Annotated in this window: 14 protein-coding genes; 2 read left to right on the top strand and 12 right to left on the bottom strand. The window is 39.3% G+C overall.

Annotated elements, in window-relative coordinates; genetic code table 11:
- Positions 1-51: 51 nt before the first annotated feature.
- Complete coding sequence (gene recG / locus MT391_RS08275; protein WP_499497527.1) at positions 52-2,124, bottom strand: ATP-dependent DNA helicase RecG; 2,073 nt, start codon at positions 2,122-2,124, stop codon at positions 52-54.
- Between the two features lie 134 nt (positions 2,125-2,258).
- On the opposite strand from recG, the gene MT391_RS08280 reads away from it, so the two are divergent.
- The gene (locus MT391_RS08280) at positions 2,259-3,107 is read left to right on the top strand and encodes a phospholipase A (RefSeq protein ID WP_499497529.1); all 849 of its coding nucleotides are present in this window, start codon (positions 2,259-2,261) and stop codon (positions 3,105-3,107) included.
- A 2-nt stretch (positions 3,108-3,109) separates the two neighbouring features.
- Here MT391_RS08280 and MT391_RS08285 read toward each other — a convergent pair whose 3' ends face one another.
- The 4 genes from MT391_RS08285 to MT391_RS08300 form a co-directional block, all read right to left on the bottom strand.
- Entirely contained in the window at positions 3,110-4,516 is a 1,407-nt protein-coding gene (locus MT391_RS08285) for a GTPase/DUF3482 domain-containing protein (protein ID WP_499497531.1), read from the bottom strand.
- Positions 4,509-5,969, bottom strand: coding sequence for a DUF2868 domain-containing protein (locus MT391_RS08290; RefSeq protein WP_499497533.1), 1,461 nt, complete (start codon positions 5,967-5,969; stop codon positions 4,509-4,511). The genes MT391_RS08285 and MT391_RS08290 overlap by 8 nt, the downstream gene beginning before the upstream one ends.
- Positions 5,970-5,985: 16 nt before the next feature.
- Positions 5,986-6,672: a tRNA (guanosine(18)-2'-O)-methyltransferase TrmH gene (gene trmH, locus MT391_RS08295; RefSeq protein ID WP_499497535.1), complete on the bottom strand. Its 687-nt coding sequence runs from the start codon at positions 6,670-6,672 to the stop codon at positions 5,986-5,988.
- A gap of 113 nt (positions 6,673-6,785) precedes the next feature.
- Positions 6,786-7,373, bottom strand: coding sequence for a superinfection exclusion B family protein (locus MT391_RS08300; RefSeq protein WP_499497536.1), 588 nt, complete (start codon positions 7,371-7,373; stop codon positions 6,786-6,788).
- A gap of 305 nt (positions 7,374-7,678) precedes the next feature.
- Here MT391_RS08300 and oxyR point away from each other — a divergent pair, with 305 nt between their 5' ends.
- Complete coding sequence (gene oxyR, locus MT391_RS08305; protein ID WP_499497538.1) at positions 7,679-8,581, top strand: DNA-binding transcriptional regulator OxyR; 903 nt, start codon at positions 7,679-7,681, stop codon at positions 8,579-8,581.
- A gap of 181 nt (positions 8,582-8,762) precedes the next feature.
- On the opposite strand, the gene rplQ is transcribed toward oxyR, so the two are convergent.
- The 7 genes from rplQ to secY all read right to left on the bottom strand — a co-directional run bounded on the left by rplQ (position 8,763) and on the right by secY (position 13,214).
- A complete protein-coding gene (rplQ, locus tag MT391_RS08310; RefSeq protein WP_028869287.1) occupies positions 8,763-9,143 on the bottom strand; it encodes a 50S ribosomal protein L17 in 381 nt (126 codons plus the stop codon).
- A gap of 35 nt (positions 9,144-9,178) precedes the next feature.
- Entirely contained in the window at positions 9,179-10,165 is a 987-nt protein-coding gene (locus tag MT391_RS08315; RefSeq protein WP_025565960.1) for a DNA-directed RNA polymerase subunit alpha, read from the bottom strand.
- Between the two features lie 25 nt (positions 10,166-10,190).
- Complete coding sequence (gene rpsD / locus MT391_RS08320; RefSeq protein ID WP_028869289.1) at positions 10,191-10,811, bottom strand: 30S ribosomal protein S4; 621 nt, start codon at positions 10,809-10,811, stop codon at positions 10,191-10,193.
- Positions 10,812-10,844: 33 nt separating this feature from the next.
- Positions 10,845-11,234, bottom strand: a complete 390-nt coding sequence (gene rpsK / locus MT391_RS08325; protein WP_019613697.1) for a 30S ribosomal protein S11 — start codon at positions 11,232-11,234, stop codon at positions 10,845-10,847.
- 11 nt (positions 11,235-11,245) lie between these two features.
- A complete protein-coding gene (rpsM, locus tag MT391_RS08330) occupies positions 11,246-11,602 on the bottom strand; it encodes a 30S ribosomal protein S13 (protein WP_028868863.1) in 357 nt (118 codons plus the stop codon).
- Positions 11,603-11,737: 135 nt separating this feature from the next.
- Complete coding sequence (rpmJ, locus tag MT391_RS08335) at positions 11,738-11,851, bottom strand: 50S ribosomal protein L36 (protein WP_011770886.1); 114 nt, start codon at positions 11,849-11,851, stop codon at positions 11,738-11,740.
- A gap of 34 nt (positions 11,852-11,885) precedes the next feature.
- Positions 11,886-13,214, bottom strand: a complete 1,329-nt coding sequence (gene secY, locus MT391_RS08340; RefSeq protein WP_499497539.1) for a preprotein translocase subunit SecY — start codon at positions 13,212-13,214, stop codon at positions 11,886-11,888.

The following is a 13,214-nucleotide window of genomic DNA, read 5'->3' on the forward strand; positions in this document are numbered from 1 at the left end:
TATCGCACCAAAACGGTGCAATAGGATAGTAACTATCTAGCTATTACCGCTTTAAACTTGTGCATAATCAGCTCTATCACCCAACCAACGTTCGATTAGTGGCCTAATATATTCTGGATGGGAGCGCATTAACAAGGAAGCCAATTGCTGTACCTGCGGTATAAGCCCTTGATCTCTTAATAAATCAGCAATTTTCATATCAGCGATCCCAGTTTGTTTTGTACCTAACACTTCGCCTGGTCCGCGAATAGCCAAATCTTGCTCTGCAATATAAAAACCATCATTACTTTCTCGCAATACATTTAAGCGTTTTAAAGCAGTTTTTGATAAAGGGTATTTATATAATAAAACACAGTGGCTTGCTACTTCGCCACGGCCAACACGACCACGTAACTGATGCAGCTGTGCTAATCCTAAACGCTCAGGATTTTCGATAATCATTAAGCTAGCATTAGGCACATCTACGCCCACTTCAATCACAGTGGTTGCAACGAGTAGATCTAACTCTCCCGCTTTAAAAGCATCCATGACATATTGTTTTTCAAGTGCTTTCATTCGCCCATGCACCAAACCAATACGTAAATCAGTTAATGCAAACTGTAAATCATTAGCAGTATCTTCAGCGGCCTGACACTCTAAAACTTCTGACTCCTCAATTAGTGTACAAACCCAATAGGCTTGACGCCCTTCCGTTTTACAAGCTTGATAAACTCGCTGGATCACTTGGTCACGGCGAGAATCTGCCAATGCTACGGTTTTAATCGCAGTTCTTCCCGGTGGAAGTTCATCAATAACTGAAACACTTAAATCTGCATAAGCCGTCATCGCAAGCGTTCGCGGGATCGGCGTTGCTGTCATCGTCAGCTGATGCGGGACTAATCCATTATTCACACCTTTTTCTCGTAATGATAAACGTTGATGTACACCAAAACGATGTTGCTCATCAACAATCACTAAGGCTAAGTTATTAAAAGCAACATTTTCAGAAAATAGTGCATGCGTCCCCACCACCATTTTTGATAATCCCAAGGTAATATTTTCCGTCTGGTCTCGCTTTTCCTTCACTTTCATTTTTCCGGACAACATACCAACTCGAATACCGAGAGGTTCAAACCACCCCTTAAAATTTAATAAATGTTGTTCAGCGAGTAGTTCAGTAGGTGCCATTAGCGCAACTTGATAGCCAGCTTCAATGGCTGTTAATGCAGCTAATGCAGCGACTAAGGTTTTACCTGAACCTACATCTCCCTGCACTAAACGCATCATTGGCAGGTTTTGAATTAAATCTTGTTGTATTTCATGGTTAACTCTTTGCTGTGCTCCAGTAGGCGAAAAAGGTAGGTTATTTAATAATTTTTTACTCAGTTCGCCATTACCTTTAAGCTCAAGAGAGCGATGTTGCTGTGATTGTTCGCGCAACACTAACATACTGATTTGTTGCGCTAACAACTCTTCTATAATTAATCGCTGTTGAGCTGGATGAGTACGGCTTTCTAACTGTTCAATACTCGCAGTTGGCGGAGGCCGATGAACTATCATCAATGCATCAAATAAGCTAATAGGATGCGATAATAATGCAGTGGGAATTAGTTCTTGTACTTGATTCTGTTGTAAGTGCTGTAAGGCTTGATCAGTTAATTGACGTAAACTATTTTGTTTCAAGCCTTCCGTTGTGGGGTAAATAGGTGTTAATGCCTCTTCTACTGTTATTACTTGGTTTTCACCAACTAAAGAATAATCAGGATGAGTCACTTCTAAACCTTGAAATCCGCGTTTAAACTCTCCAAAACACTTAATCCACTGGCCTTCTCTAAAACTATTTTTTTGTGCAGCATTGAAGTGGAAAAAGTTTAATGTAGCAATCCCATCACCATCGCTAATTTTACACTTTAAGATACGCCGTTTACCAAATTGTACTTGGCAGCTAACGACCTCACCTTGCACACTGACCTGCATACCATCTTGGATCTCATTAATGGGATAGATTCGTGTGCGATCTTGATAATGCAATGGTAAATGGAAAAGCATATCTTCCACTGAATTTAAGCCTAATTTGCTTAACCTCTCAGCAACTTTCGCGCCCACGCCCTTTAACGCAGATAGGGGTATTTTGTTTAAATTCATTTTTTATCCCAGCCACTTATTGATGTTATGTTATGTTTTATGCACAAGCTTCCAATAATTCATACTTATTGCTATACCAAAAGTCGTTTATGCGTAAACTAGCGTTTATTATTATATTGTTAAGGTTATTTGTTATGCATTACATCTATTTAGTATTGGTTTTTTTTAGTTCGATGGCTTTTTCAGAAACCAGCGCTATCGATCAACGTATCAAGGATGAAGCTAAAAGCGAACAATTTAATTTTTCAATTATACCGCATAAACCAAACTATATAATGCCGATTTATTTTAATGAGAAAATTGCAGACTATGCAATATATCAAGGTAGCGATGGAAAAAGCAGTTCACAACGTACTGAAATAAAATTTCAAATTAGCCTTAAAGTACCACTATTTCAAAAAATCGGTAACTTACCTATCTCTGGTTATGTTGCTTATACACAGCTTTCTTATTGGCAAGCCTACAACACAGAGTACTCATCGCCATTTCGTGAGACTAATTATGAGCCAGAAGCTTTTATAATGTGGGAGACGGATCAAGAATTAGGTTTGGGTTGGCGCTTTAAAGCGGCACAATTTGGGTTTACACACCAATCTAATGGACGCACAGAGCCTACCTCTCGTAGTTGGAATCGTCTCGATGGTAGCTTACTCTTTGATAAAGGAAACTTTGTTGTCTCCATTAACCCTTGGTACCGATTTGAAGATTCCGACGATGATAACCCAGATTTATTAGATTTTTATGGGCATGGACAAATCATTACAGCTTATAAATATAATGAGCATGTTTATTCATTAACCAGCCGTAATAATATTGAAAGTGGTTTCAGTAAAGGAGCAGTGACAGCCTCTTGGAGTTTCCCTATATACGGTAAAATAAAAGGCTATGTACAAGTTTTTTCTGGTTATGGCAACAGCTTACTGGAGTATAACGAATACACTAATACAATAGGCCTTGGTATTTCAATTTCTGACTTTCTTTAGTCTTAATTAGTATTAATGTTAGTATTGTTACTAATGGCACCTAGGCTCGCAGAAATTTGCTTTATTAATAGTTGCTTTTTATCTTTTAATAGTGGCTGTTCGCTATTATTAGAGGCTAACCACTGTGGATGTTGTCGAGCATTTTTAAGCCATTGACTCCACGCTTTAGGCAAAACTATTTTTTCTGAGTTTATCTTTGCTAGAGAGAGTTTAGTTACACTCGCATGCCCTCGTTGTTGCAAGGCAATAAGTAAGCTCAATTGTCGAGCCCATAAAATATGTAACGTCAAATCATCAGCACACAGATAACGATGCCCTTTGACCTTAGCATGTATCTCATCATAGTAACGCTGCTTAACACCCCATAATACGCCCATTACTCCGCCAGCAACCGCAGCAGCACCGAGTGTTAAACCTGCAGCAACCAAATCAACAGCAACACCAATGCCAGCCCCTTTTACAAAGTTACTGGTTGCCTTGATACCAAATTCTTGTAGGTTATCTGAGGAAAAAAGGTCTAACTCCCATTGCCCTTGCTGAATAGGTAAATCATATTGGTCGATATCCTGTTGTTTGAATTGATATAATGCGAGCAATTGATTTAAAGTACTTGTTTCTAAATCACGGATAGATGACTGCAGTTGTTCACTGGCTTTAGCAATGCTTTGCTCATTATTATCAGCTCTAAAACGACACGCTGCAGCTTCTACCAGTAACGTAGCAATTAATTGTTGCGCGGCTTTTTCTCGCTGTTGCCATTGCACTTTTCTTTGCTCAATCAATGCTTCAAGTTGCTGCTCTCTATGTGCTAAAAGTGTTTGCATCTTCTGATAAATTTTCAGCTCATCGGAAAATCTAAACACAACGCTATCAAAGCTAACATGAGCATGCAGATTCAAACGCGCTAATTGTGTTTGCCAATTACGCATATTATCGCTACCAGCTTCAATAAAGTTAAGCACCGGAATAATAGGTTTAGCTGCGTAGCTAAGAATTTTTAACTCATCTCGATACTTACCTAAAATAGGTTCTCTAATATCAATAACATAGAATATAATATCATTGCTTAATAATGCTTTAAGGACCTTCAATTCTTGGCTTAACTCAGGATAGTTATTTTCATTTTTTATAAAAGATAACAGCCGATCAATACCATCATCGTGCTCTGAAATTGATTGCTGATCAATGACACTGAGTAGATGAATAGAATCTTCTAAGCCAGGGGTATCGTAAATAACTAAGTTATGGTTATCATCAACTCGGATTTCAGCCCCTTCAACATGCCGAGTTGTACCAGCTTTATCTGCAATTTCACCAAAACTAGCGTCTCGTAGTAGAGTACGAATTAAAGAGGTTTTACCGGTATTGGCGTGACCAACAACGGCCACGGACAATAGATCCTTATCCATTTTTCACCTCCTGATATATATTGCTAGGTGTGACACCTCCACTCAAGTACGTGATGTATTGCGAGGAAATATTCACTTTAGCAGCGATCTCAATCCAATCCTCTAAACGAGCGGATATTTTGGCTTTGTTAATAGGTTGCTCGCCTAATAAAAGTAAATACAGCTGCACATTGCTTTTGTACTGACATTTTTTAGCAAAACTTAACCAACCACGGTCTGGCACACGCTTAACATCAACATATAAAATGACATGCTCTGCTGCCGATGACTTTAATGCAGATAGAGCGGCTTGCTGACTTACATTATCTAATACATTAATTAAATCGACCGAGTAATGTTTCAATACATGTTTATCGGCTTGCTGCAGATTGCGATGATTGAGTTCAATAGCTATCGGATAAGCATTTTGCGGCATAACTAGTGACTGATTATATTGGCTAGACTCTTTGTCTTGGTGGTTATCAACATTAGCTTGACGCTGGTCGGCGTCACTAATAAAACTGGCTTTTCCTACGGGATGTAAAATATTTTTTAGTTGGATGTAGTAGGCATCAGAAAGATCTAATTGAAAGTTTTTTTTCTTCTGTTTAATACCTTGATAAAACACTAACACCAAAATAATTCTAGGTAACAAGGCATAAACTATTAGAGTAAATATTAATAGGTTAGACCAGCTAATACGGATCTCTTGCGCGACTTGTAAAGGGTTAACAATACCGATACTAGCATGGCTCACATCACTAGGTGTAGGCACGTTAATAGCTAAGAGGTTAGGTAAATAAGTTAACCATTGGGTTAGTTGTAAGAAAGTATCTTCACTTAAAATAGTCGTTTGCCAAATAAAGTCTACTTGATGCGTTGCTAATACTAAAAATAATGACAAGGTTGCACCAAGTAAATAGCTACTCCACCATAAATGGCTAATCAATGATAACTGCACTCGCCCCATGTAAGCACCAAACCTATGTTCAAAATAATATTGAAATAGGTCAATATAATGAATGTGTTTAGTCGTCACTTTATGCTGCAATTTATCCACCAACGTCAGCATCGATATAATCAAATTTGCTAACCACGGCAGACTCAATGCATGGCGCTTAAAATACACAATACACCAAATAATTAAAGACAGAATATTTGGTGCGATAAATAGTACAATAGCCCAAAAAAAGTTAATTTGAGTGCCCGACTCATTGACTAAAAACTGTGAAACGCTGCTTGCACCCACTACCAAAAAAACTACACAGATTAAACCAATAGAAAACTTAAGCAGTTGTTGTAGATGTAACAGTACCGGACTAACTTGGTAGCGTAATTCTGCAAGCTTAGTACGCTTAGATAAAGCATCAGTAAGGTTTAAACTACTATAATCTGCATTAAAACGATTAGATGGAGATGGTTTTTCAATGATACGAATGCCCTCCGTTAACAAACGGTTTTGGTATAAGTCCATTAAGTACTCCCTTTAATTATTTACGACCACGGATAGCATTCCACCAATCATCTGATGCGTCAATCTGCCCTTGCTTATCAAGTGGAGGATAAGGCAGACTTTTCTCGCGACATAGCTGTCGATAGATAGGATGACCACCTTCAAATAAGATGCGATGTTGTTCTTCCTTTGGTAAACGGCAGCTTTGTTCATATAAGCCCGCAATTTCACGTTGCCGTTGTGCTTCATACATGATTAATGCAGAAGCCACTGAAACGTTCAAAGATTGACACATACCAACCATTGGAATAACCACGTCTTGATCCGCTAAGGCTAAAGCTTCTTCACTAATACCATACTTCTCCTGGCCCATTATAATGGCTGTCGGTTTGGTATAGTCAACTTCACGAAAATCTATAGCGGTTGCAGATAAGTTAGTCGCAATAATTTGCATCCCCTGTTCACGCAATACTGCAATCGCATCTTGTGTTGTTTCATGAGAATGAACATTAACCCATTTTTGGCTACCAGAAGCAACATTACGAGAAATTCGAGTACTATCGATATCCCAAGTTGCATGCACATTGTTAATCCCCATCGCATCGGCGGTACGCACTATCGCAGCTAAGTTATGTTGCATGTGAACCTGCTCCATGAAAACGGTTAAATCAGGCTGGCGACGGTTTAACATGGTCGTTATTCGGGTAAAACGTTCGGGGGTCATACGCTCTCACACAGGGAATTGGTAAAAAAGAGTATTATACAGAATTATTGACGGAGGCTAAAGGTGTGTCAAAAAAGCAGGCTGTTTTCTGACACAGGGTTCAATAATTAAAATTATAAGGAGATATAATTATTGCGAGCATATTGTGGGCGTGCGGCTTTTAATACTTCAGCTTCAGCTTCAGTTAATTTTCCGGTAGGTAAACCAATCACTTTATGAGTCAGCTGTTCACGAGCGTCAATCGCAATAGAAAGCTTAATAATTCGACTACTACCTTTGATCTCTTGAGTTTCAAAAGCAGGTGCAAGCACACCAGAGGCCAATAAATTGCTCACAGCAGGCTCAGTCAATGGTAATGCCAATACAGTTTTACGTTGAATAATAAATTCACGCAGTAATGCTTTCTCTTCAAAGTCTAATTGTCGGATCATTTTATTACGGCGTGCTAATAAATGCTGGCTTTCATAATATTCGCTTAAACGACTAAATGAAGAGGTCAGGACACGCGTCAATAAATACGAACCAGTTAACAATGCCAGTATCCATAAATATGGGGCATAGGTATTGGGTAAAAGATCTGAATTATTCAGAGAAAATAAAGAACTAGGCATAACCAGTAATACGGCACAACTAAAACACATCCACATCATAGTCGTGGTAATACCTTGCTGTTCTGTCAAACGTTGAAATAATCTTTTCATGGTTAGCTCCTGCCAATAATTTGTCGCACAAAGCTATCAAAGCAGGATCTATGCCAGTATTATTAAAAGCAACAGGCGTTCTTATCAACAAGAAATTAGATATTAAGAGTGCCCGATGTATAGACACTTTTATGCATCTCAATCTTTTCCTTAAAGGTTTATGATTTTTTGTATCTGAATGAAAACAAGCATAGATAATGATAATCTCAATGTAGATCTGACATAATAAGAATTGAATCTGTTAGGGAGTGACACCAATATTGGTATTACTCATCTGATAATAACGAAACCCTATAGGCTATATAATGAATTTTAGAGATCTTGAGTACTTAATTGCTTTAGAGGAATTAAAACATTTTCGTAAAGCTGCTGATAAATGTTTTGTTAGCCAACCAACGTTGAGTGGTCAAATAAAAAAGCTAGAAGAAGAATTGAATGTGCAACTAATGGAGCGATCTTCACGTAAGGTTATTTTTACTCCTGCAGGCAACGATATTGTCGCAAAAGCGAAAACTATACTCTTAGAAGCTAAGTCACTTAAAGAAATCGCAAAAAGCCATAATGAACCAATGCGTGGCACATTGCATATTGGACTTATTCCAACCGTGGCGCCGTATTTATTACCACTTATCATACCCGTTATGAAAGAAACCTTTCCTGACTTAGAGCTGTATTTACATGAGAACCAAACGGAAGTACTACTCAAACAATTAGAAGAAGGTGAACTAGATTGTTTAATGTTGGCATTGTTACCAGGTATGGAGCATTTAAATCAATTAAATTTATATGATGAACCATTAGAGTTAGCATTATCAGATAAACATGCCTGGTCAAACAATCGTTTAATCAATTTACAAGAGCTAAGTGGAGAGCATGTATTAATGCTTGCTGATGGGCACTGTTTGAGAGACCAAGCAATGGGGTTCTGTTTTGCAGCAGGTGCTATTGAAGATAATAGCTTTAAAGCAACTAGCTTAGAAACACTAAGACATATGATTAGCGCCGAAAATGGTTTAACTTTGTTACCACAATTAGCTATACCGTTAAACCGTTACCAATCAGGTGTAAAATACATTCCTTTTGAAGCGCCAATACCGACACGGACCATTACCCTCTTAAGTCGCAAAAATAGTGCACGTCAGGCTTGTTTTGATCAGTTAGCGGTATTAATAAACAAAGCAGTACAAGCTAAGTTAGATGAGTATTAGCAGACTCTGGTTATGCTAAGAATATATTAGCAACAATGTAATCTACAGATCAGATGGAGTTAGCGACAATTGAGCTCAACTAGATTCGTTCTTGGCATTGCCAGTAATGCATTTTAGTCAAAATTAAGATACAAAAAAGCCGAACTTACGTTCGGCTTTTTTCATGCAACTATAAAGAAACTTACGCTTCTTCGTCCGCTACAACTGGACGGTCTACAAACTGGATGTAAGCCATTGGAGCTTTATCGCCAGTACGGAAACCACATTTAATGATACTAGTGTAACCACCAGGACGAGTCGCGTAGCGAGGACCTAGTTCATTAAATAATTTTGCCACTACTGCATCATCACGAAGACGAGCAAAAGCTAGACGACGGTTAGCAACACTATCCGTTTTAGCTAGTGTAATTAATGGCTCAATTACACGACGCAATTCTTTTGCTTTAGGCACAGTAGTTTTAATAACTTCGTGCGTAGCAATAGAGATTGCCATATTACGAAACATAGCCTGACGGTGGCTGCTGTTTCGGTTAAGTTGACGTCCACTTTGACGATGGCGCATAACCTAATCCTTATTATTCGTAAATCGGTTTTAGACTAATCTTCAATTAAACTTGCTGGTGGCCAGTTTTCTAGGCGCATACCTAGTGACAGTCCACGAGAAGCAAGTACATCTTTGATTTCAGTTAGAGACTTCTTACCTAAGTTAGGTGTTTTAAGTAGCTCAACTTCAGTACGTTGTACTAGATCACCGATATAGTGAATCGACTCTGCTTTCAAACAATTAGCAGAACGAACAGTTAGTTCTAAATCATCTACTGGGCGTAAAAGAATTGGATCAAACTCAGGTTTTGCATCAACTACTGGTACTTCGTAAGTAGTGCGTAAATCAACAAATGCGTCTAATTGCTCAGCTAAAATTGTAGCTGCGCGACGGATTGCTTCTTCAGGCTCTAAAGTACCATCAGTTTCCATATCGATAACAAGTTTGTCTAGATCGGTACGTTGTTCAACACGAGCTGATTCAACACTGTAAGCAATACGCTCAACAGGACTGAAAGTCGCATCTACTAATAGACGACCAATTGGACGCTCATCTTCTTCGCTATGAATACGTGATGAAGCTGGAACATAACCGCGACCTGATTCAATTTTAATACGCATGCTGATTTCAGCATTGCCCGTTAAATTACAGATCACATGTTCTGGGTTGACTATCTCTACATCACCATCATGAATGATGTCGCCTGCAGTAACAGGACCAGCGCCAGATTTAGTTAAACTAACTAAAACTTCATTTTTACCTTCAAGTTTAACAGCTAGACCTTTAAGGTTAAGAAGAATCTCAAGGATATCTTCTTGCACGCCTTCTTTGGTGCTGTACTCATGTTGTACACCATCAATTTCGACTTCTGTTACCGCCGTTCCCGGCATAGATGATAACAAAATACGACGAAGAGCATTACCCAAAGTGTGGCCAAAACCACGTTCTAGTGGCTCAAGAACCACCTTAGCTCTAGTTGTTGAAATTTGTTCGATATCAACTAATCTTGGTTTTAGAAAATCAATTACAGAACCCTGCATTTGTGCCCTCTCTTAACAGTTAACTTTACTTAGAGTAAAGTTCGATGATTAACTGTTCGTTAATCTCAGCAGATAAATCTGAACGTTCAGGTTGACGTTTGAACTCGCCTTCCATCTTCGTTGTATCAACTTCAACCCAAGCAAGGGCTTCACGTTGACCAGCGATTTCTAATGCAGCGCCAATACGTGATTGCTTTTTAGCTTTTTCACGAATTGCGATAACATCGCTAGGTTTAACGTTAAATGAAGGGATATTTACAACTTTACCGTTCACTAGAATAGCTTTATGGCTAACTAGTTGACGTGATTCAGCACGTGTTGCGCCAAAGCCCATACGGTATACAACATTGTCTAAACGACCTTCAAGAAGTTGAAGTAAGTTTTCGCCAGTGTTGCCCTGTAAACGAGCAGCTTCTTTATAGTAGTTACGGAATTGCTTTTCTAATACACCGTACATACGACGTACTTTTTGCTTTTCACGTAATTGTAAACCGTAGTCTGATAGACGTGGTTTACGCGCACCGTGTACACCTGGTGCGTTTTCGATTTTACACTTAGAATCGATCGCGCGGACACCTGATTTTAAGAATAAATCAGTTCCTTCACGACGGCTAAGCTTAAGCTTAGGACCTAAATATCTTGCCATTGTTCTTTCTCCAATTACCTTAGAAAGTTGCGATTAAACGCGACGTTTCTTTGGTGGACGACAACCATTATGTGGGATCGGTGTAACGTCAGTAATATTAGTTACACGGAAACCCGCCGCGTTTAGTGCGCGAATCGAAGATTCACGACCAGGTCCTGGTCCATTTACAAAAACTTCTACGTTTTTAAGACCATACTCTTTTGCTGCTTCAGCAGCACGTTCAGCAGCAACCTGTGCAGCGAACGGAGTAGATTTACGAGAACCACGGAAACCAGAACCACCTGCAGTAGCCCAAGAAAGAGCATTACCTTGACGGTCTGTAATAGTTACGATTGTGTTGTTGAAAGAAGCATGGATATGAGCCATACCATCAGCAACTTGCTTTTTTACGCGCTTGCGAGCACGAGTTGGTGTTTTAGCCATGATCTCTTACCCTATTTCTTAATTGCTTTACGCGGACCTTTACGGGTACGAGCATTCGTTTTAGAACGCTGACCACGTACAGGCAAGCTGCGACGATGACGAAGTCCACGGTAACAACCAAGGTCCATTAGACGCTTGATGCTCATAGATACTTCACGACGTAAATCACCTTCAACGGCGAATTTAGCTACTTCTGTACGAAGAGCTTCGATTTGTGTTTCATCCAGATCTTTAAGCTTAGTAGATTCTGCAATGCCTGACTCTGCACAGATAATCTGTGAACGGGTCTTTCCAATGCCGAAAATAGCAGTTAATGCGATAACTGCATGCTTATGATCAGGAACGTTAATGCCAGCGATACGGGCCACTATGCACTCCTTAAAGTTAACGATTCATTTGTGAAAAGCCCGGTAGGATACTCGACAAATGATAAATTAGCAAACAAAACACAGCTTAGATGAAAAATTCACCTAAGCTGCTGATATATCCAAAATCTCTGTAGATTAGCCTTGGCGTTGTTTATGCTTTGGCTCTACGCAGATAACTCGCACCACACCGTGGCGTTTGATAACTTTGCAGTTACGACAGATTTTTTTAACGGATGCACGAACTTTCATTGCAACACTCCGTGATTATAACTTTCAGATTTGGTTATTTACCGTAATCTTTCAAGTTAGCTTTTTTCAAGACAGAATCATATTGATTAGACATCAAATGAGTCTGCACCTGTGCCATAAAGTCCATGATAACAACAACAATAATTAATAACGAAGTACCACCGAAGTAGAACTGCGTATTCATTGCTACCATCATAAACTCGGGAATCAAACAGATAAAGGTAATATATAACGCACCAGCTAATGTTAGACGCGTCATCACTTTATCAATGTAACGTGATGTTTGTTCTCCTGGACGGATTCCTGGGATAAAGGCACCGCTTTTCTTCAAATTATCTGCAGTCTCACGTGGGTTAAACGTAAGTGCAGTATAAAAGAAGCAAAAGAAGATAATAGCAGCAGCATACAACATCATATGCAACGGTTGTCCTGGCTGTAACGCCAAAGAAACATCCGATAACCAGCTTAAACCTTCAGTCTGACCAAACCACTGGGCAATAGTACCAGGAAATAAGATAACACTCGAGGCAAAAATTGCAGGAATTACACCAGCCATGTTTAATTTTAATGGCAAGTGAGTACTTTGAGCAGCAAAAACCTTACGGCCTTGTTGGCGTTTTGCGTAGTTAACAACGATACGTCGCTGACCACGTTCAACAAATACTACAAACGCAGTAGTTGCAAAAACGATAACAATTAATGCCAATAACACTAGAAGATGAATTTCACCTTGTCGTGCTTGCTCAGCAGTTTGCCCGATTGCCGATGGCAATCCAGCAATAATACCTACAAAGATAATGATAGAAATACCATTACCAATACCGCGCTCAGTTATTTGCTCACCTAGCCACATAAGGAACATAGTTCCAGTCACTAAACTAACAACTGCCGTGATGTAAAAGCTCAGACCTGCATTTTCAACAAGTCCGGGCATCATCGTTGGCAAACCGGTTGCAATACCAATTGCTTGGAACGTACCTAATACCAAAGTACCGTAACGTGTATACTGGTTAATCTTACGACGACCAGACTCACCCTCTTTCTTTAGCTCAGCTAAAGGAGGATGAACTACCGTAAGCAGTTGGATAATAATAGACGCAGAAATATACGGCATAATACCCAATGCAAAGATAGAAGCACGCTCAAGCGCACCACCAGAGAACATATTAAACATTTCAATGATGGTACCCTTTTGCTGTTGGAAAAGATCAGCTAGGACAGCGGCGTCAATACCAGGAATTGGAACAAAAGAGCCCGCACGGAACACTAATATAGCGCCTAAAACAAATAGTAAACGAGTTTTAAGTTCGCTTAAATTGCTTCCTTGTGCCACTTTTGAATCTAATCCTGGTTTCTTAGCCAT

It is taken from the genome of Vibrio sp. 1-Bac 57 (genome assembly GCF_037546855.1).
Taxonomy (GTDB): domain Bacteria; phylum Pseudomonadota; class Gammaproteobacteria; order Enterobacterales; family Psychromonadaceae; genus Psychromonas.